General features: G+C 72.2%; 21 protein-coding genes. 11 read left to right on the top strand and 10 right to left on the bottom strand.

Annotated elements, in window-relative coordinates; genetic code table 11:
- Window positions 1–12: 12 nt before the first annotated feature.
- Both AC07EG_RS26440 and AC07EG_RS26435 read right to left on the bottom strand, forming a co-directional pair.
- Window positions 13–705, bottom strand: a complete 693-nt coding sequence (locus tag AC07EG_RS26440) for a choice-of-anchor P family protein (protein ID WP_478255871.1) — start codon at window positions 703–705, stop codon at window positions 13–15.
- Window positions 706–728: 23 nt separating this feature from the next.
- A complete protein-coding gene (locus AC07EG_RS26435; protein WP_478255955.1) occupies window positions 729–1,547 on the bottom strand; it encodes a L,D-transpeptidase family protein in 819 nt (272 codons plus the stop codon).
- Between the two features lie 371 nt (window positions 1,548–1,918).
- Between AC07EG_RS26435 and AC07EG_RS26430 the strand changes: the two genes are divergently transcribed.
- The 4 genes from AC07EG_RS26430 to AC07EG_RS26415 are packed head-to-tail and all read left to right on the top strand — an operon-like array spanning window position 1,919 to window position 4,663.
- Window positions 1,919–2,743 carry a phosphotransferase family protein gene (locus AC07EG_RS26430; protein WP_478255870.1) on the top strand — a complete coding sequence of 275 codons (825 nt, stop codon included), beginning with the start codon at window positions 1,919–1,921 and terminating at the stop codon, window positions 2,741–2,743.
- A 57-nt stretch (window positions 2,744–2,800) separates the two neighbouring features.
- Window positions 2,801–4,048, top strand: coding sequence for a phosphotransferase (locus tag AC07EG_RS26425; RefSeq protein ID WP_478255869.1), 1,248 nt, complete (start codon window positions 2,801–2,803; stop codon window positions 4,046–4,048).
- Window positions 4,045–4,383, top strand: a complete 339-nt coding sequence (locus tag AC07EG_RS26420; RefSeq protein WP_478255868.1) for a hypothetical protein — start codon at window positions 4,045–4,047, stop codon at window positions 4,381–4,383. Before AC07EG_RS26425 ends, AC07EG_RS26420 begins: the two co-directional genes overlap by 4 nt.
- Window positions 4,384–4,402: 19 nt before the next feature.
- A complete protein-coding gene (locus AC07EG_RS26415; protein WP_478255867.1) occupies window positions 4,403–4,663 on the top strand; it encodes a hypothetical protein in 261 nt (86 codons plus the stop codon).
- Between the two features lie 53 nt (window positions 4,664–4,716).
- Here AC07EG_RS26415 and AC07EG_RS26410 read toward each other — a convergent pair whose 3' ends face one another.
- Window positions 4,717–5,532, bottom strand: a complete 816-nt coding sequence (locus AC07EG_RS26410; protein WP_478255866.1) for a pentapeptide repeat-containing protein — start codon at window positions 5,530–5,532, stop codon at window positions 4,717–4,719.
- A gap of 34 nt (window positions 5,533–5,566) precedes the next feature.
- Window positions 5,567–5,863 carry a hypothetical protein gene (locus AC07EG_RS26405; protein ID WP_478255865.1) on the bottom strand — a complete coding sequence of 99 codons (297 nt, stop codon included), beginning with the start codon at window positions 5,861–5,863 and terminating at the stop codon, window positions 5,567–5,569.
- A gap of 105 nt (window positions 5,864–5,968) precedes the next feature.
- On the opposite strand from AC07EG_RS26405, the gene AC07EG_RS26400 reads away from it, so the two are divergent.
- From AC07EG_RS26400 to AC07EG_RS26385, 4 genes are all read left to right on the top strand, one after another.
- Window positions 5,969–6,511 (top strand): TetR/AcrR family transcriptional regulator, encoded by a 543-nt coding sequence (locus AC07EG_RS26400; RefSeq protein WP_478255864.1) that lies wholly within the window; start codon window positions 5,969–5,971, stop codon window positions 6,509–6,511.
- A gap of 56 nt (window positions 6,512–6,567) precedes the next feature.
- Window positions 6,568–7,035, top strand: coding sequence for a nuclear transport factor 2 family protein (locus AC07EG_RS26395; RefSeq protein WP_478255863.1), 468 nt, complete (start codon window positions 6,568–6,570; stop codon window positions 7,033–7,035).
- Between the two features lie 101 nt (window positions 7,036–7,136).
- On the top strand, window positions 7,137–7,334 hold the full coding sequence (locus AC07EG_RS26390) for a PspC domain-containing protein (protein WP_478255862.1): 198 nt from the start codon (window positions 7,137–7,139) through the stop codon (window positions 7,332–7,334).
- Window positions 7,335–7,417: 83 nt separating this feature from the next.
- Window positions 7,418–8,530 (top strand): NAD(P)/FAD-dependent oxidoreductase, encoded by a 1,113-nt coding sequence (locus AC07EG_RS26385; RefSeq protein WP_478255861.1) that lies wholly within the window; start codon window positions 7,418–7,420, stop codon window positions 8,528–8,530.
- Window positions 8,531–8,534: 4 nt separating this feature from the next.
- Here AC07EG_RS26385 and AC07EG_RS26380 read toward each other — a convergent pair whose 3' ends face one another.
- From AC07EG_RS26380 to AC07EG_RS26365, 4 genes are all read right to left on the bottom strand, one after another.
- Window positions 8,535–10,088 (bottom strand): amidase, encoded by a 1,554-nt coding sequence (locus AC07EG_RS26380; RefSeq protein WP_478255860.1) that lies wholly within the window; start codon window positions 10,086–10,088, stop codon window positions 8,535–8,537.
- Between the two features lie 147 nt (window positions 10,089–10,235).
- The gene (locus AC07EG_RS26375) at window positions 10,236–11,675 is read right to left on the bottom strand and encodes a S1 family peptidase (RefSeq protein WP_478255859.1); all 1,440 of its coding nucleotides are present in this window, start codon (window positions 11,673–11,675) and stop codon (window positions 10,236–10,238) included.
- A 76-nt stretch (window positions 11,676–11,751) separates the two neighbouring features.
- Window positions 11,752–12,735, bottom strand: coding sequence for a LysR family transcriptional regulator (locus tag AC07EG_RS26370; protein WP_478255858.1), 984 nt, complete (start codon window positions 12,733–12,735; stop codon window positions 11,752–11,754).
- 126 nt (window positions 12,736–12,861) lie between these two features.
- Window positions 12,862–14,220, bottom strand: a complete 1,359-nt coding sequence (locus AC07EG_RS26365) for an MFS transporter (protein WP_478255857.1) — start codon at window positions 14,218–14,220, stop codon at window positions 12,862–12,864.
- Window positions 14,221–14,584: 364 nt separating this feature from the next.
- Here AC07EG_RS26365 and AC07EG_RS26360 point away from each other — a divergent pair, with 364 nt between their 5' ends.
- A complete protein-coding gene (locus AC07EG_RS26360) occupies window positions 14,585–15,181 on the top strand; it encodes a TIGR03086 family metal-binding protein (protein ID WP_478255856.1) in 597 nt (198 codons plus the stop codon).
- A gap of 157 nt (window positions 15,182–15,338) precedes the next feature.
- On the opposite strand, the gene sigJ is transcribed toward AC07EG_RS26360, so the two are convergent.
- Entirely contained in the window at window positions 15,339–16,208 is an 870-nt protein-coding gene (sigJ, locus tag AC07EG_RS26355) for an RNA polymerase sigma factor SigJ (RefSeq protein ID WP_478255855.1), read from the bottom strand.
- A 242-nt stretch (window positions 16,209–16,450) separates the two neighbouring features.
- Between sigJ and AC07EG_RS26350 the strand changes: the two genes are divergently transcribed.
- Together AC07EG_RS26350 and AC07EG_RS26345 are read left to right on the top strand one after the other, a co-directional pair.
- Window positions 16,451–17,545 (top strand): S1 family peptidase, encoded by a 1,095-nt coding sequence (locus AC07EG_RS26350; RefSeq protein ID WP_478255854.1) that lies wholly within the window; start codon window positions 16,451–16,453, stop codon window positions 17,543–17,545.
- Between the two features lie 101 nt (window positions 17,546–17,646).
- The gene (locus AC07EG_RS26345) at window positions 17,647–18,537 is read left to right on the top strand and encodes a hypothetical protein (protein WP_478255853.1); all 891 of its coding nucleotides are present in this window, start codon (window positions 17,647–17,649) and stop codon (window positions 18,535–18,537) included.
- Here AC07EG_RS26345 and AC07EG_RS26340 read toward each other — a convergent pair whose 3' ends face one another.
- Window positions 18,538–19,170, bottom strand: a complete 633-nt coding sequence (locus AC07EG_RS26340) for a DUF742 domain-containing protein (protein ID WP_478255852.1) — start codon at window positions 19,168–19,170, stop codon at window positions 18,538–18,540. It lies immediately after the preceding gene.
- Window positions 19,171–19,219: the final 49 nt, after the last annotated feature.

Raw genomic sequence — 19,219 nt, 5'->3', positions numbered from 1 at the left:
CCCGCCGTGGGGTCAGCCGGTGACGTCGAGGTGCGCGGGCACCGGCGTCGGCTTCGGTGCCTTGCCGCCCGCTGCCGGCTTGTCACCGCCGGACTTGGGCGGCTCGGGGGCGGGGCCGCCCTTGCCGTCCTTGGCGCAGGTGGCCGAGGCGAGGTCGAGCGACTGGGTCTGGCCGAGCAGCCTGGCCGACACCGCGGTCACGGTGAGCGTGCCGTCGCTGCTCCTGGTCTGCTTGTTGACCACCAGCTCCAGCAGCGGGGCGAGCGGCACGGTGGTGTTCGGCGGCACCTGGTCCAGCTCGATCGCCCGGCCGCCGGACTTCAGGTTCGCGATGGACACCGAGCCCTTGCCGTCGCGGCACTCGGCCTTGACCGCCTCGGCGCTGAGGCCGGGCAGCGCCTTCGCGGCGGGCAGCGCGCCGAGGTCCAGCGAAAGGCCCACGACGCTGGACTTGGCGTGCCCCGGCTTCACCTCGGCGTTGAGCGCGCGGGCACTGGCCAGCGAGGGGCCGGTTTCCGGCAGCGCCACCGAGGCCAGCGACTCCTGCCCCGGACCGGAGACCGAGGGCGTGCGGGGGATCTTGACCAGCCCGGACGCGGTGATCGCGTACGCGGACTCGGCGGGGGCGGCGAACGCGGGGGCGGAACCGAGGACCAGACCGGCCGCCAGCACGCCGGCGAGCACCCCGGAACTACGTGGGGACAAGGGAATGTACCTCCAGATCGGGATTACGCGACGAGTACGACGGTGCCGAGCGGTAGTTCCACGAGGCGGTCGAGCGCTTCACGGGGGACCCGGATGCAGCCGTCGCTGGTGGCCTGGCCGGCGAAACCGTTGTCCGGCCAGGTGTGCAGGCCGACCGTGCCCGGCCCGCCGCCGAAGGTTTCGTGTGAATCGGAATGGCTGCTCAGCGGCAGCACGATCGGGCTGTAGGTGTTCACGCTCTCCTCGATCGAAGCGAGGATGAACGCGCGGCCGGTGGGGGTGGGGTGCTCCGGCTTGCCGATGCCCACCGTCCACGAACCGGCCGGGCGCCCGGCTTCGAGGATTTCCAGGCGGTATTCGGCGAGGTCCACGTTGACCTGGAAGTCGTTGTGGGCCGATTCGACGGCCTCCGGGGTGGCGTGCAGCCAGCCGGTGGCCCCGTTGGGCCGGGCCGGGAGCAGCACCTGGGCCCAGTCTCCCTGCCGGGCGATCACCGGCACCCAGGTCGGCGAGCCCACCTGGGTGACCGGCAGCCGGGCGAGCGGTTCGCCGCCGGGGGAGCGGTGGACCACCGCGTCGGCCTTGGGGTGCAGCACTTCACCGCCGGTGGGAATGGTGGGGGTGGGATCGGCGGGGGCGCCGGTGAGTTCGCCGAAGGTGTTCGCTTCGGGCAGCGCGGCCACCGCTTCGGGCGGGAGTGGCGGGGCCGCCACCGGCCCAGCGGTGGCGGCCCCGCCACCTTCCTCGGTGCCGCAGCCCGGCAGCAGCACCAGGACCAGCGCGATGAGGGCGGAAACCGCCCGAGGGCGCGCTCGACCGCGGGTGGTCAGCAGTTCGGTCATCAGGTTTTCCTTGCGCAGAGTCGTCCGCATCGGGGAATCCGGGACGGCTATTGCTAACACCGGACCCCCGCCCCGATCAATGCCCGGCGGGTTTCCGCTGAATCGCTCCGGCCTGCGGTTTTCGTGGTGTTTTCCCAGGTCGCGACCGGTTGGCTGATTCACTCTTTCGAGGTGGAAAAGTCAATTTCGTAACGCGGGTGGAAAACACACTTTGCGTAGGAGTTCCTGCGTCCGTTCCGGGGAGACCGCTGGGCACCGGCCCCGTCGCGATGATCACGCCGAGTGAGACGCTGTGGCTGAGCCCGCTCCAACGGGTGAAAACGGCGGGGCACTGGGAGGCCCCCCAGTGGTCCGCGTGGTTTGGTGGCGGCATGTCGCCTTCCGACCAGCGTGCGCTGGAGCGCGCGCTCGGTGTGCCGGTCACCGCCTGCCCGCGGACCGGGGAGTTCCACAACCTGCACTACCGCGCCGACGGCGCCTTCATCAAGGTCCTCGACAACCCGGTGTGCCACCGTCACGCCGTCCAGGCCGCACCGCTGGCCGAGGAACTGGTGCCGCGCACCCCGCGGCTGCTCGGCCACGGCGAGCTGGGGCCGGACCGCTGGTGGCTGTCCTACGAGTGGGTCGACCTGGCGCCGTTCGAGCCGGCCCCCGGCGCGGTCGAAGCGGCGGGTGAGTTGCTCGGCCGGCTGCACCGGGCCTCCTCGGGCATGGTGCCCGGCGACCGGCTCGACCGGCTGGACCCGCGCACCGAGATCGAGCACCGGCTGTCCGTGCTGGCCCGCATCGACGGCGGGGCGGCAGGCCGGGTGCGGGCGGTGCTCGACCGCTTCGCCGGGGTGGAGCCCGCCGGGGCGCCGGTCATGCTGCACGGCGACGTGCACTGGAAGAACTTCGGCGTGGACGCCGACGGCGCGATCTGGTGGTTCGACTGGGAGGACGCCGGCTACGGCCACCCGCTGCTCGACTTCGGCGAGCTGGCGGCCTTCCCGCTGTCCGACCCGGCCGTGCGTGACACCTTCCTGCGCGGTTACCACCGGCACGCCGAGCCGGTCTTCCCGTGGCCGGAAGCGATGTCGCTGGTCCGCCTGCACACCGCCACCGGGGTGCTGGTCTACGCGCTGGCCCGCGACCTGCCGAAGTTCGCGCGGCAGGGGTACGCGCTGCTGGACGCCCTCGAAACCGGCCGGGCATGAAGGTTCTCTCATCCGGCGCTCACCGGGCCGTCATGCGTGGTCGCGACGGTGGGGAGGGTGAGCGACGAACTGGAGCTGCTGACCGGGGAACCGGCGGGTGAACTGCTGACCGCGGTGGTCGGCCGGGCTGGTGGCACCCTGCTCGGCTGGACCACCACGCAGGTCGACCACCAGCCCGGTGGCCGGACCACGGCCGGTTACACCGCGCGTGTGCGCTGGGGCGACGGCGGTGAGGTGAGCGAGACCTTCGGGGCGTGCTCCGGGCCGCTGCCCGGCGGTGTGGTGCGGGTGAGCGACGGGGTGACCGACATCGGCGTCTGGCGGTTCCCGTTCGACCCGGAACTGCCCGCGTTGCGCACCGCCTTCGACGCCGTGCGCGTGCGGCGCCTGGTCGAGGACGCGGGCCTCCGCTGCGACGGCGGGGTCCGGTTGCGCGTGCGGTCGTACCGGCCGCGGCGCCGGGCGGTGATCGAGGTCACCACCCCCGACCGGCGGCGGGTGTTCGTGAAGGTGGTGCGGCCGTCGCGGGTCCGCGCACTGCACGAGCGGCACCGGCTGGCGGCTTCGGCGGCGGTGCCGCGGTCGCTCGGCTGGACCGAGGAGGGCCTGGTGCTGCTGGCCGGGCTGCCCGGGCGGACGTTGCGCCAGGTGCTGCTCACCGAGCCGTCCGCCGAACTGGACCCCGGGAGCCTGGTGTCCGCCTTGGACGGTCTGCCGCGGGCGTTGCTGGACGGTCCCCGGCGGCGCACGTGGGGGCAGAAGGCCGGGCACTACGCCGGGGTGATCGCCGCCGCGGCCCCCGAATTCGCCGCCAGGGCCGCGGGGATCGCCCGTGCGGTGGACCACGACGGACCGCGGGGTCCGGACGTGCCGGTGCACGGTGATCTCCACGAGAACCAGCTGATGGTGCGGGACGGCCGGGTGACCGGCCTGCTCGACATCGACGGGGCCGGGCGCGGGGAACGACTGGACGACGCCGGTTGCCTGCTCGGGCACCTGGCCGTGCTGGCCCAGCTGCGGCCGGAACGCGCGGAGTCGATCCGGCGCGTCGGCGAAGACCTGGCGGAGCGGTTCGCCACCGAGCTGGACCCCGAGGCGCTGGCCGCTCGTGCCGCGGCCGTGGTGCTGTCGCTGGCCACCGGACCGCACCGGGTGCAGGAACCCGGCTGGCGGCACCAGACCGCACGGCGGCTCGCACTGGCCGAACGGCTGCTGGATGAGAAGTCCTTCACCGGCGGCGGGGTACTGGTTTCACCTGCCGCCGGAAAGCTGGATCTCGCAAGCACAGAAAGGGAGTTACCATGAACAAGCGACCGTGGACCATCGCCGGAGCGACCCTCGCCCTGGCCGGTTTCGGCACGGCGGTGGCCACCGCGGACGGTGGCAGCCCGCTCCACGACCCGCAGCCCGCGCCGGTGGTGCAGCAGGTGGACGATCCGGGGGCGGCGGTGGACCAGTCACCGGAATCGGCCGACTCGCCCGCTGCTTCACCGGTCGGCTCCGCCAACTCCGCCACCGACTCCCCAGCCGGCGCGGCGCAGCCCGGTGGCCCCGACCAGGGCGACGACACTGCCAACAGCCCGAACGACACCGACGACAACACAGCCGACACGGCTGACACGGCTGACAGCCCGAGCTGATCGGCCTTGTGGCGGCGGTTTGGCCAGCATCGTCGCCAACCGCACGGATTGGCTTCGGCGCGGCGAGTTGGCCAACGTCGCCGACAGTCCGAATTGGTCGATTCGGCGCGGCGGTTTGGCCAGCATCGTCGCCAACCGCACGGATTGGCTTCGGCGCGGCGAGTTGGCCAACGTCGTCGACAGCCCGAACGGGTCGATTCGGCGCGGCGGGCTGGCCGACATCGCTGACGACCCGAATCTGGTCGGCCTCGACGTGACGCCCACCACGGCGACAGCCTGAATCGATCGGTCTCGGCTGGGCCGGCCGGGTCAGTGGCGGCGGGCGGCGGAAGGTCAGGCAGCCCAGTGCGCCGGGCGTGCCAGTGGCGGCGGCAGCTTCGTGCTGCCGTCGCCGCGGGCGGCGTCCAATTGCGACTGGGTCAGGAAGACGCACCCGGACAGGTCCGCCCCCCGCACGTCCGCGTCCCGGAAGTCGGCGCCGATCACGTCGGCCAGGTGCAGGTCGGCACCCCGCAGATCGGCGGCGATCAGGTAGGCGCCCCGCAGGTTCGCCCCGGCGAGCACGGCGTTCTTCAGCTTGGCGCCGATGAGGTCCGCCCCGCGGTGGTTCTTCTTCTTGCCCTTCACCGAAGCCCGCGCGAGTTCGCTGGCCCGCAGCAGCAGCGCGTTCGCCTCCTCGCGCAAACCGGCGACGTCCACCGAGCGCAGCGCGGCCGGATCCTCCCTGGTGCTCAGGTCGATCCGCGCCCGCAACTCGGACAATCCACTGTGGATCGTCCGCGCCGGGGCCAGGTCCAGCGCCTCGGTCAGGTAGTACAGCAGCTCGTGCAGGTGCCGCATGACCGGGAAGACCTCGAACATCTCCTTCGCGGTCTCCGGCGCCCGGCGCCAGTCACGGCCGCCGAACGTGATTTGCGCTACCTTCTGGCCCGCGCCGAAGCAGTCGTAAACCGTGCAGCCGGGAAAGCCCTGCGGGCGCAGCTCGGTGTGGACGCCGCAGCGGAAGTCCTCGAGCAGGTTGGGGCAGGCCAGGCCGGCGGGCTTGTCGATGGCGAAATCGGCCGACTTCGCGAAAGCCGGTGCCACGCAGCACAGGGCGAAGCACTGCGTGCAGTCGGCACGCAGCGCGCGGCGGTCAAGCTCGGGCAAAGCGGACTCCAGCGGAAGCGGACACCGGCCGATCCTACTCGCTGAGCGCGACGAAGATCGCGGTGCAGCGGTCCACCACCTGCTCCTCGGTGAAGTCCAGGTCACCGTCCAGCCACGCGGTCAGCGTCTGCGCCAGGCCGCCGACCAGGAACTCCGTGTCCAGCGCCAGCGTGGCGTCCTTGGCGGCGCCGTAGAACTCCCGCACCAGCGCGCCGAGCAGCCCGGCGAACATGCGGGCCGAGGCCGCCCGCCGTTCGGCGAGCACCCCCAGGCCGAGCTTGGGGGAGAACAGCAGCCTGCCCCGGCGGGGGTCCTCGGCGATCAGCCGCACGATGCTGGCCAGCCCCGCCCGGACCCTGGCGTGCGCGCCGGCGGGCGCACCTTGGACCGCCGCGAGACCTACGGGTTGTGAAAGCGCTGCGGTAGCCTCCGTCGGATGGACGACGAGGTCGCGGCCGGGCTGGTCCTCGATGCCGCCGAAGAGCTGTTCTACCGCCGCGGGATCCAGGCGGTCGGCATGGACGCCGTGCGGTCGCGGTCCGGGGTTTCGCTCAAACGGCTCTACCGGTTGTTCGCGTCGAAGGACGACCTCGTCGAGGCGTACCTGACCCGGCGGGACGAGCGCTGGCACGCGCGGCTTTCGGCGCACGTGTCGGCGGTGCCGGTGCCGGAACGCCCGCTGGCGGTTTTCGACTGGCTGGCGCTCTGGTTCGCCGAACCCGGTTTCCGCGGGTGCGCGTTCATCAATTCCTACGGTGAACTCGGCACGACTTCGGCGCGGGTCGCCGAGATCTCGCGGTCGCACAAACGCCGGTTCCGGGAATACGTGGCGGAACTGGTGGCCGAGGCCGGTGGGCCCGCGCCGGTGGCCGCGCAACTGGTGCTGCTGGCCGAGGGCGCGATGGTGGTGGCCGGAATGGACCCCGGGGCGGCGCCCGCCGCCGAGGCCCGCCGGGCGGCGGCTGCCCTCTTGCGCTGAGAACCATCGTTCTCCTACGCTGGAGAACGTTCGTTCTCCGGAGCTGGAGGGAAACCATGACCGAGCGCCCGCCCCTGCCGCCGTTCACCCGCGAGACGGCGATCCAGAAGATCCGGCTGGCCGAAGACGCTTGGAACACCCGCGACCCGGAGAAGGTCTCGCTCGCCTACACCCCGGACACCCGCTGGCGGAACCGCGCCGAGTTCGCCGGCGGGCGCGCCGAGGTGGTCGCGCTGCTCCGCCGGAAGTGGGCGGCGGAGCTGGACTACCGGCTGATCAAGGAGCTCTGGGCGTTCGGCGGCAACCGGATCGCCGTGCGCTTCGCCTACGAGTGCCACGACGACGCCGGCAACTGGACGCGCAACTACGGCAACGAGAACTGGGAGTTCGACGAGCACGGCCTGATGGCGGTGCGGCACGCGTCGATCAACACGCTGCCCATCTCGGCGGCGGACCGGAAGTACCACTGGCCGCTGGGCCGCCGTCCCGACGACCACCCCGGCCTGTCCGAACTGGGGCTCTGAGCGCCCGCCGGGGGCAGCCCGGTAGCCGGGGTGGGCGAATCCGGGTTCGTCTCCGGGGTCTCACCGATGCGAACCCGGCGCCGAGGCCGCATGGTGGAGGTATGACAACACCGACGAGGACACTGACCAGGTCGAGGGACAACAAGGTGATCGCCGGCGTCTGCGCGGGGATCGCCAGGAAGATGGGCTGGAAGCCACGCACCGTGCGGCTGCTGTTCGTGGTCTCCTGCGTCCTGCCCGGCCCGCAGTTCCTGATCTACCTCGCCCTCTGGATCTTCATGCCCAAGAGCAGCTACTGAACGGGGTGTGACCACGACCACGCCGGAGGGTTGTCACGGATCGGTTCCCCGATCAGTCCAGAGGACGACGAAAGGGGAACGACATGGCAACGCGGATCGTGGTGCTCGGCGCCGGGTATTCGGGGCTCATCGCGGCGAAGCTCGCCGCGAAGCGCACCGGCGCCGAGGTGACGCTGGTCAACGCGGGCGACCGGTTCGTCGAGCGGGTCCGGCTGCACCAGCTCGCCGCTGGGCAGCCGCTGCGTGAACTGCCCATCGCGGAGCTGCTCCGGGGCACCCGCATCCAGCTGGTGGTGGACCGGGTGACCGGCATCGACGCCAGCCGGCGCGAGGTCGCGCTGGCCGGGCGGGACGGGGTCCTCACCTACGACGTGCTCGTCTACGCACTGGGCAGCCGGGCCGACCTCGGCTCGGTGCCCGGTGCGGCCGAGCACGCGTTCACCGTCGCGGGCAGCGAGGACGCGTCGCGGTTGCGGGACCGGCTGGCCGCCGGCGCGGTGGTCGCCGTGGTCGGCGGCGGGCTGACCGGGGTGGAGACGGCCACCGAGCTGGCCGAAACCCGTCCCGCGCTCAAGGTGCGGCTGGTCACCAGCGGGGCGTTCGGGGCCGCGCTGTCCGGCCGCGGGCGGCGGTACGTGCGGGCTGCCTTCGACCGGCTCGGCATCGGGATCCGCGACCACGTCAGGGTTTCCGAGGTCCGCGCGGACGGCCTGGTACTGGACGGCGACGAGCACCTGGCCGCCGGCACGGTCGTGTGGACCACGGGCTTCCAGGTCTCCCCGCTGGCCCGCGAAGCCGGGTTCGCCGTGGAGGACAACGGCCGCCTGGTGGTGGACGAGACCCTCCGGTCGGTCTCGCACCCGGAGGTCTACGGCATCGGCGACGCGGCCGCGGCCCGCCGCCCGGACGGGCGGGAACTGCGGATGGCGTGCGCCACCGGCATCCCGGCCGCCAACCAGGCCACCAGGGCGATCGCCGACCGGCTGGCGGGACGCACGCCGGAACCGCTGAACTTCCGCTACCTGAACCAGTGCATCAGCCTCGGCCGCCGTGACGGGTTGATCCAGTTCGTCCGCGCTGACGACACCCCGGTGGAAGCCGTGCTCACGGGCCGGTTGGCGGCGTTGTACAAGGAGGCCGTCGTGCGGGGGACCGTGCTGGCGCAGCGTCATCCGGGGCTGGCCGCGGTGGCGTAGGCCGCTACCCCCGACCGCTGGGCAGGTACCGCGGCGCCCGTCGCACCGGGGCGGCCTGTTCGAACGCCGCTGCCAGCGACAGCACCGAGGCATCGGCCCACCGCCCGGCGAACAGCGAGACCCCGATCGGCAGGTCACCGGCGTAACCGGCGGGCACGCTCACGTTCGGGTAACCGGCCACCGCGGCCGGGGTGGATGAACCCAGCACAAAAGCGTCGCCCTCGTCGTAGTCGGTCCTCCACGCCGGGCTGTTGGTGGGCGAGAGGATGGCGTCGAGGTCGTGGGCGGCCAGCGTCTCGTCGATGGACTTCCGCGCCAGCGACGTGGCCGTCCGCCGCTGCTCGCGGTAGCCCGGGTCGTCGGTGCCCGGCGCGGTGAGGGCCTGTTCGAACAGTTCCTGCCCGAACTCGCTCAGCTCCACCGGGTCCCGCCGGTTGAACTCGACCAGTTCGGCGATGCTCTGCGGCACCCCCGGCCGGGTCTCCAGGTAGGCGGGCAGGTCGCGCGCGAACTCGCTGAGCAGCGCCGCCCCCTCGGCGGCGCCGATCTGGTCCTGGTACGGCAGTTCGACGTCGACCACCTCGGCGCCCCGCGACCGCAGCACCCCGGCGGCCTCCTCGACCACCCGGTCCACGTCCGCGTCGGCACCCCGCTGCCGCCACAGGCCGATCCGCGCGCCGTTCAGCGCGTCCGGGCGCAGTTCGCGGGCGTAGTCGGCGGGCTGATCGGCCGGGAAGTCACCGGTCGGCGGGTCGGCGGGGTCACGGCCCTGCAGGGCGGACAGGGTGATGGCGGTGTCCACCACGTTGCGCGCCATCGGGCCCGCGGTGTCCTGCTCGGCCGAAATCGGCACCACGCCGGTGCGGCTGACCAGGCCCAGCGACGGTTTCGCGCCGACCACCCCGTTCGCCCCCGCCGGGCAGACGATCGAGCCGTCGGTCTCGGTGCCGATCGCCACCTGAGCCAGCGAAGCCGCCACGGCCGCACCCGAGCCCGACGAGGAACCACACGGGTTGCGGTCCAGCACGTAGGGGTTGTGCGTCTGCCCGCCGACCCCGGACCAGCCCGAGGTGGACTTCGTCGAGCGGTAGTTGGCCCATTCGGACAGGTTCGCCTTGCCGAGCACCACCGCACCGGCTGCCCGCAGCTTGCGCACCAGCGTGGCGTCGGCGGCCGGGGGCTTGCCGCGCAGGGCCCGTGAGCCCGCCGTGGTGTCCAGGCCACGGGTGTCGATGTTGTCCTTGAGCAGCACCGGAATGCCTTCGAGCGGGCCGCGGGCGTGCCCGGTGCGGCGCCGCAGATCGCTGGCGGCGGCCTGGGCCAGCGCGCTCGGGTCGACCCGGAGCACCGAGCGCACCTTGCGGTCGACGGTGGCGATCCGCCCGAGGTACCGGCCGGTGAGCCCGACCGAACTGAGCGAACCGCGGTCCATCAGGCGCTGCAGCTCGGGGATCGTGCTGCGGTCCAGGTCGAGCCCGGGTGCCGCGGACGCGGGCGCCGGGACCGCGACGCCGATGGCGAAGACGAGGGACAGCGAAGCAAACCGTAGGAAACGCACACCGCACCCAACCCGCCCGGCCACCCGGGCGTCAAGACGGAACAACGGGAAAGGCCATGGGCGGGGCATTCCTTGGTCGTCCACCGGTCGGAATGCCCCGCCCATGGCGGGACGCGAGGGGGCTGCTCGGGGGTGCCCCCTCGCGGGTCAGGGGGTCGTGGTGCCGAGCGTGTAGCTGCCCGACCCGCTGTAGGCGTGCACCTGCCAGCGGTAGGTGCCCGCGGTGCCGTTGTAGGTGACCGTCTCGCTGGCCTCCGGCGTGGTTCCGCTGGCCACGTTGGTCCAGGTGCTGCCGTTCAGCTTCTGCAGGTACAGGTCGTAGTCGGAACCCGCCGGGCCGGCCAGGCAACCGCGGTGGGTGCCCGAGGCGTTCGCGGTGTACGAGCCGCTGCTCGGCTGGACTCCCCGCGCGCCACTGGACAGGTTGCCGTTGTAGGTGTTCTGCGTGTTCTCGCAGCTGCCGCCCGGCGGGTTCCCGCCACCCTGGGTGACCAGGGTCAGCCCGTAGGTCTGCAGGATCTCGTTGACCGGCTGGAAGTAGGTGGTGCCACCGGAACTGCAGTTGCCGGACCCGCCGGAGGTCACGCCCTGGGCCTGGTTGCCGGAGATGGCCGAACCGCCGGAGTCACCGGGCTCGGCGCAGGCGCTGGTGCGGATCAGGCCGCTGACCGTGCCCTGCGGGTAGCTGACCGAGGAGTTGCGGGCCTGGATGGTGCCGCAGCGCCAGCCGGTGGTCGACCCGGACCGGCAGATCGACGAGCCCACCGGCGCGTCCTGCGAACCCGCCACCGCCACCCGGCCGCCGGAGTAGTTGTTCACCGCGCCGATCGGGGTGTTGCCCGCCGCCACGCGGACGTAGGCGTAGTCGTTGCCGGGGAAGCTGGAGCCGACGAACTGGCCGGAGGGCTGGCTGGTGGACGCCCCGGTGTTGCCGCAGTGCCCGGCGGTGACAAAACCGTCGGTGACCGAGAAACCGACCGAGCAGCGGGTGCCGCTGCCGATGTAGTACGCGTTGCCGCCGACCACGTCGATCAGCGGGCGGGGCGATTCGGCGGAGGCCACCACGTTCACCGCGTCCGCGGGCACGCCGCTGGCCGCGACGAACGAGTGCGCGGCACCGAGGGCTTCACCGCGGGAGAGCAGCACGATCTTGCTGCTGGGCAGGTCCACGTACCAGCCGGCCACCGTGCGCGGGCTCGCCGTGCTGCGGTTGTCCAGTTTGGACTTCAGCGCGTCCAGCTGGGCTTCGGTGCGGTGGACCACCACGGCCTCGGCGCCGTCGGCCCTGGCCGTGGTCGCGGCGGCGTCCCCGGTCACCGCGACGACCAGCTTCTCCTTGCCGGGGTCGAACCAGGAGCCGCCGTAACCGTGGCCGAGCTTCTTGCGCAGCAGGCGATCGGTCTTGGCGGCGCGTTCCTCGTCGGACAGCCGGTCGGCTGCTTCGGTGGCGCTGATGCCGAGGTCTCGCTGCATCGCGCTGAGCACTTCGGCCGAGGTACCCGCGACGGCGGCGGTGACCGTCATCGCGGTGAGCACGCTGGAGGCCGCGGCGGCGGCCCCGAGCAGGGCGACCAGGCGTCTGGCCATGGTGTTCTCCTAGCGGTGGGGGAGGGGTTAAGCGACGTTAACCTCGCCTTCCACACGACGGGAGATACCGTTTGCGTCATACCACCGGCGTCGGTCCCGGGACCCCGAACTCCGGGTGTTCGCGCAGGAAGGCCGAATACCGCGGGCTGCGCGCGGTCACGTCGCGGTAGGCCGTCCTGGCCAGTTCCAGCAGCCGCGCCGCGAACGGCGCCGCCGGGCCGTCGGGGTGCCAGCCGAGCAGGTTCCGCCAGCGCAGGGGGTTGCCGGCGATCGGCACCGCGGCCACCCCGGGCATGGGCCGGAACATCGGCTGGCACAGCACCACCGCGTCCCCGGACTCGACCAGGTCGACGCAGCTGGTCACGTCGGTCTCGTAGAGGGAGCGCGGCGCGAACCCGGCACGCGCGCAGGCGGCGGCGAAGCACTCGCCGAAGCAGCCGTCGCCGGGGGTGGCGCCCCAGGCGACGTCGGCGAGCGCGGCCAGGTCGACCGCCGGGGCCCCGGCCAGCGGGTGGTCCTCGGACAGCAGCACGAAAACCGGGTCGGTGGCCAGCGTCCGCCACACCAGCCCGGGCTGGGGCGGGGGCGGGGCGTCACCGCAGACGCCCGCCAGGGTGAAGTCGAGCCTGCCCTCGGCCACCATCGCGGCGAGTTCGTCGGCCGACCACGACACGTGGGTGGTGATGCGGAGCCCGGGCAGCGCGGAGTTGAGCTGGTGCACCAGGCCGCCGAGCACGTGCCCGTTGGCCGAGCCGAGCCGCAGCCGGGCCGGGGTGTCCCCGGGCTCGACGGCGTTGGCCAGCCGCGCGGCCTCTTCCTTCAGCGTGGACACCGCGGGCAGCAGCAGCCGCGCGCGGGAGAGCACCAGCTCGCCGAGCGGGGTGGGCCGCACCCCGCGGCGGTCGCGGTCGAACAGGGAGCCGCCGAGGGTGCGTTCGATGCGGTGGAGCTGCGCGGTCAGCGCCGGCTGCGCCAGCCCCAGCACCGACGCCGCCTTGGTGATGCTGCCCGCTTCGGCTACCGTGCAGATGATCCGGAAATGGCGTAGTTCCAGCTCCATACGCCAACGTTAGGCGCCCCGGGCGGACGGCGACAGTGTTCGGACTACTGCACTCTGACGGCGTGCCCTACGTAGGCCGAACGGCCCAATACCGCCGCGCCGGAGGCGCGGCGGGCGAGGGTCTGCCTACTTGACCGGTTCCGCGGTGGTGTCCACGCCGGGGATGCCCCGGCCGCGCAGCGAGGCGCCCCTGGTTTCCGGGACGAAGACGAGCGCGATACCGCCGATGACGCAGGCCGCCATCATGTAGTACGCCGGGAAGATGTTGTCCCCGGTGGCGTCGATCAGCGCCTCGTTGATCACCGGCGCGGTGCCGCCGAACAACGCGGTGGAGACGTTGTAGGCGATGGCGAACCCGGCGTAGCGCACGTGGGTCGGGAACATCGCCGGGAACATCGCCGAGATCGTGCTCAGCTGCGGCACGTAGAGCAGGCCCAGGATGGCGAAGGCCAGGATCGCCGCGGTGAACCCGGTGCCCATCAGCTTGAACAACGGGATGGCGAGCACGAACAGGCCGATGATCGAGATCCACCACATCGTCTTGCGGCCCAGCCGGTCGGACAGCGCACCGGAGAACGGCAGCAGCACCATCATCGCCAGCTGGCCGATGATGATCAGCGTCAGCGAGTCGTCCGCCGACAGCTTGATCTGGCCCTCCAGGTAGGTGGGCATGTAGGCGAGCAGGGTGTAGTTCACCACGTTCAGCGTGACCACCAGCCCGATCAGCAGCACCAGCGGCTTCCAGAACACGCCGAGGTCGCGCAGCTGCGTCTTGGTCTTGTGCGCGGTCTCGCCCTTGTTCTCCAGCTCGCGGAAGACCGGGGTGTCCTCCAGCTTGCTCCGCAGGTAGAGCCCGATCAGCCCGAGCGGGGCGGCGATCAGGAACGGCAGCCGCCAGCCCCAGTCGTTCATCGCCGCTTCGCTGAGCGACTTCTGGAAGATCAGCACCAGCAGGGCGCCGAGGGTGAACCCGGCCAGCGTGCCGAACTCGAGGAAGCTGCCGTACTTGCCGCGCTTGCGGTCCGGTGCGTACTCGGCCATGAAGGTGGCCGCGCCGCCGTACTCGCCGCCGGTGGAGAAACCCTGGATCATGCGGAGCACGATCAGCAGGATCGGCGCGAAGATGCCGAGCGTGGCGTAACCGGGCAGCAGGCCGACGCAGAAGGTGGCGGCCGCCATCAGCAGGATGGTGGTGGCGAGCACGCGCTGGCGGCCGATGCGGTCGCCCAGCGGGCCCCAGACCATGCCGCCGAGCGGGCGGATCAGGAAGGAGACGGCGAAGACGAGCAGGGCGCCCAGGGTCGAGGCGGCCGGGTCCTCGCTGGGGAAGAACTGCTTGGAGATGTAGGTGGCGGTGTAGGCGTAGACACCGTAGTCGAACCACTCCGTGGCGTTACCGATCGCGGAGGCGGCGATGGCCTTCCGGAGCGTTTTCTTGTCCGGTTCCGCCGCCGGGCCGGCGGTACCGTCTTGCGGGCTGACCATGAATGATCCTCCGAAATCCGAATGCGGTGTCAGCTGGTCGTTCGGCCCCCGATACCGGTCGAACGCTGTTCACGGCCGCCACCGCGCCCTCGCGTGTGGTACGGCTGCTCGATTCAAGCACCTCACCAGCGATTTCGCTGGTCGAACTTCCTCCCCGTGAGCTCAAAGCGGCGGCTTCGGGGAAGGACCTTGGTCAAGGAGGGGAGTCTTGTCAAGCGAACGCGCCGATAATCCGCTTTGCACGGTGCGGAATTCCACCGGTCCGGCCCGGACTGTCTATTGTGGATTGTGCGGGAAGGCACTGCGCCGCAAGCACAATTTCCCGGTGCGCTAGCGTTCGGGGACAATCGTCACTGGAGGGAACATGACGCAGGTGTTCGACCTCGGGCCCGCGGCCCGGCGGGTGGCGGCGCTGGTGGAGGGGGTCGGCGACGACCAGCTCGGCGCCCCGACCCCGTGCGGGAGTTATTCGATCGAAATACTGCTCGACCACATCGACGGCCTTTCCCGGGGGTTCACCGCCGCCGCGCGGAAGGACCTCGGCCCGCTGACCTCGGCCGCCCCGCAGCCGGAGGCGGGCAGGCTGGGGGCCGATTGGCGGACCCGCATCCCCGCGCGGCTGGACGAACTGGCGCGGGCGTGGCGGGCGCCCGAGGCGTGGGAGGGCGTGACCGCGGCGGGCGGGGTGGAGCTGCCGGGCTCCGTCGCCGCCCAGGTCGCGCTGGACGAACTGGTGCTGCACGGCTGGGACCTGGCGCGGGCCAGCGGTCAGCCGTTCGACTGCGACGAGACTTCGATCGAGGTGGCCACCGCGTTCGTGCGGATGATGGCGCCGCCGGGGCAGCCGCGTGACCCGGGCCTGTTCGGGCCCGAGTTCCCCGTCCCCGCCGACGCCAGCCCGCTGGATCGGCTGCTCGGCCTGAGCGGGCGTGACCCTTCCTGGAGCGCAGCTGGTTCGTGACCAGGCGCCACGAATGGCGCGGTTCACGCTCTCTCCGGTGCCCGGGTGACCCGCGCGTGACGCTGGGACGGCTTGAGCCACGTGGCTCGGTTCGCTGGGCGGTGCTGTCCAGCGAGTCGTGCGAGCGGTCTCGGGTGGGCGTCCCGGCCAGCTGGCTTCAGCGGGTGGCGAGCTGCGCGGCGGCGAAGCTCAGCTTGTCCGGGTTGAGCACGTTGTGGATCTCGCTGACCCGCCCCTCGCGGAACTGCGGCACCGTGATCCCGGTCAGCGCGCCCGCCTCGAACACCAGCAGGGCGGGCTCGCCGTTGACCGGCTCGACGGTGAACTCGGCGGCCGCCATCCGGGGGTGCCTGGCCAGCCCCGCCAGGAACCGCAGCACCTTCGCGCGGCCGGTGATCGGGCGGCGCCCGGCGCTGACCCGGCCGCCGCCGTCGGAGACGGCCACCACGTCCTCGGTCAGCAACCGCTCCAGCGCGGCCACGTCCCCGGCGCGCATGGCCACCAGCAAGCGCTCGACGACCGCCTTGCCCACCGGCGCCTCGAACCGCTTGCGCGGCTCGCCGACGTGTTCCCGCGCACGCCGGTAGAGCTGCCGGGCGTTCGCCTCGGAAACACCGAGGATCCCGGCGATCTCGCGGTGGCTGTAGTCGAAACCGGTCCGCAGCACGAAGGCCGCGCGTTCCGCCGGGGTGAGCCGCTCCAGCAGCACCAGCACGCCGAACCGCAGCGAGTCGCGTTGCTCGGCGGTTTCCAGCGGCCCCGATCCGGTGACCACCGGCTCGGGCAGCCACGGCCCGGCGTAGCGCTCGCGGCGGGCGCGGGCCGAGGTGAGCCTGCTGAGGCAGAGGTTGGTGGCCACCCTGGTCAGCCACGCCGCCGGGGTGGCCACCGGCTCGCTCTTCGCCCAGCGCAGGTACGCCTCCTGCACCACGTCCTCGGCTTCGGCCGCCTCGCCGAGCATGCGGTAGGCGAGGGCGAACAGGCGGGGCCGGGCGGCTTCGAACTGCTCCAGCTGGCCAGCGGTCACGCCGTCCAGCTAACCATGAGGTGGACCGGCGCCGTTACGACAGTCGGGGTGGGTCATTCACCGATCGTCTGCACCCGAAGGATGGTTCAGCGACGCAGAGTGATGGTGTGACCGAGCCCACAGGAGGAGCTGGAGCGCTCAAATAGCCGCTACCGGTGCCGTTTACCTTGCCGTAGCGTCCTCCCTCAGGTGTACACCGTCGCTTTTCCCGGCCCTTTCCTTCCCTGCCTTGGAGGCCGTTCGTGAGTCGACGTTCCCTGCGCACATTCCTGGCCCTGGTCGGTTCCGCCGCAGCCGCGGTCGCCTTCGCCAGCCCCGCTTCCGCCACCGAAGCGTCCACTTTGGATTCAACTGCCGATCCCGCCGCGCTGGCCGCCGCGCAGGAGTCGCTGAGCCAGCGGCTCGGCGCCGCCTACGCGGGATCGTGGCTCGACGCCACCACCGGGAAGCTGGTGGCGGGCACCACCGACGCCTCGCTCGCCCGGGACGTGAAGGCGAGCGGTGCGGTGCCGAAGGTGGTCGAGCACAGCGCCGCCGGGCTCTCCGCCGTTCAATCTACTTTGGACTCAAGAGCGAACTCCGTGCCGGACTCGGTCACCGGCTGGTACGTGGACGTGACCACCAACGAGGTCGTGGTCACCGTGCTGCACAACGATCCGGCCGGTGTCGCCTGGGCGAATTCGGCCGGCTCGGACGCGGTCCGGGTGGAGCCGACCACCCAGGCCAACCATCCCAAGTGGAACCTGATCGGCGGCCAGGCCATCTACTTCGGCGGCGGCCGCTGCTCGATCGGCTTCAACGCCCGCAACTCCGCCGGCACCCGGTACATCATCACCGCCGGGCACTGCACCGAGATCGGCGGCAACGTCACCGGCACCGGCGGTGCGATCGGCCCGGTGGCGGGCAGTTCCTTCCCCGGCAACGACTACGGCATCATCCGGGTGACCAGCTCGTCGGCGGTCTCCACCGCGCTGGTGGACCGCTACTCCAGCGGTTCGGACGTGACCGTGGCCGGTTCCTCGGTCAGCCCGGTCGGCAGCCGGATCTGCCGGTCCGGTTCGACCACCGGCTGGCGCTGCGGCACCGTCGGCGCGTTCAACCAGACCGTCAACTACGGCGGCGGTGACATCGTCTACGGCCTGACCCGCACCAGCGCCTGCGCCGAACCCGGTGACTCCGGCGGCTCCGTGGTCAGCGACCCCGGTACCGGCACCCGCGTGCAGGCACAGGGCATGACCTCGGGCGGTTCGGGCAACTGCTCGTCCGGTGGCACGACCTTCTTCCAGCCGGTCAACGAAGCGCTCAGCGCCTACGGCCTGACCCTCTACACCGGCTGACCGGCCGCATCGGGAGCGGCTCCCGGGGCACCCCGCCCCGGGAGCCGCTTTTCGCGGGAAAACGAATGGCGCCCGGCGGCGCGCCGGACGCAGAATGCGGCATGACCGACGGACCTCTGCGCCGGGTGCTGGCGAAAGCGGGCGGTGACCGCACCCTGGACCTGCTGGCGAAGCTGCCGGGGGCGGACCTGACCACGCTGCTGCTGGAACTCGTGCGCCGGCGCGCCGCCCGGTTGTCCGGGGCCGACGTGCTGCGCCGCGGGCGGACCGACCGGTTCGTGGTGCCATCGGGCATCCCGTTCGACCGCCTGCGGGCCGCGGAAACCGCCGCGCTCGCCGCGCTGCCGCCGTCGTTCGAGAAGGTGGTGCTCTCGCCGCTGGCCCCGCTCGGGCTGCATTCGGTCCTGGGCACGGTGCACCAGCACAAGGTGGTGGCCACGGTGCGCGGCAGCGAGGTCGCGGCCGATCCGACCAACGGCCTCGCCCTGGAGGCGGCGATCCGGCGCCGGGACTCCGGGCGGGTGGTGCGCCTGGCCACCTCGCAGCGCGTGGTGCGGGCACAGCGCGTCGAAGGGCCCGCGTTGTTCGCCCACTTCACCCTGCTCGGCCTGGTCACCGCGGGCCGGGACACCGGCGATCTGGCCTTCGAGCGGCAGCACGCCGCCGAGCACGTCCGGGCGGTGGCCGCCGCGGCCGGTGCCTGGCTGGACGCCCCGCTCCAGGTCCGGGTGACCGTGCTGGACCCGCGGTTCGCCGTGGTCGCCGACGCCATCCGGGAGGCGCTGCCCGGCCGGGTGGCCGACGACCCCGACCGCGAATCGGGACGCGGTTACTACACCGGCCTGTGCTACCAGCTGTCCTGCCGCGCCGAGGACGACTGGTTCGACCTCGGCGACGGTGGTTTCGTGCCGTGGACCCGGGAACTGCTCGGCAACGGCAAGGAACGGCTGCTGATCAGCGGTCTCGGCATCGACCGGCTGGCCACGCTGTGATCACAGCCTCCGCAGCCCGTCCAGCACCCGGTACATCAGGTCGAGGCCGGGGCGGCCGTCGCCGGTGGTGGCGGTGGCGTGCACGGTGACCCGCCCGGCGTCGGCCAGGTCACCGATCAGCACCTGCGCCACGCCGAGCGGCACCGAAAGCTGCGCGGCGATCTCCGCGACCGAACGCGGTTGACGGCAGATCGAGAGCACCCGGTCGGATTCCGGACTGGTGAACCCACCCCGGCGCCCGCCCGGTGGCACCGCGACCAGCGTTTCGACGGCCAGCTTGCGGCGGCTGCGGGTGCGCCCGCCGGTGAGCACGTACGGCCGCACGCGGATCCCGTCGTCCACCGGCAGTTCCTCCGGCACCGGCGGGGGTTCCGGGGCGGGCGGCGGGGGCTCGGGCTCCGGTTCCGGTGGCGGCTCGGGATCGGCGTAGCGCTCCAGCACGCTCGCCGACGGGAACCGCGCGCCGGAACGGCCGACCCGGTTCCGGTCGTGGCGCCGCCGCTTCTTCCCGTCGCGGGCGGGCTGCCCGGCTTCGTCGTCGCCGTCCAGCTTCGCCCGCTGCCGGGCCGTCGGAAACCGCGCCCCGGACAGGCCGACCACCGGTTCGCCCGGGATCACCTCTGGCTCGCCCATTGTTCTCGACCGCCCCGCAAAAGCTTTCGAAGGCGACCCATGCTACCGC

The organism is Amycolatopsis sp. NPDC045836, from assembly GCF_056431745.1.
Note: the sequence above shows the minus strand (reverse complement) of the source record. Positions and strands in the feature narration are given on the sequence as shown.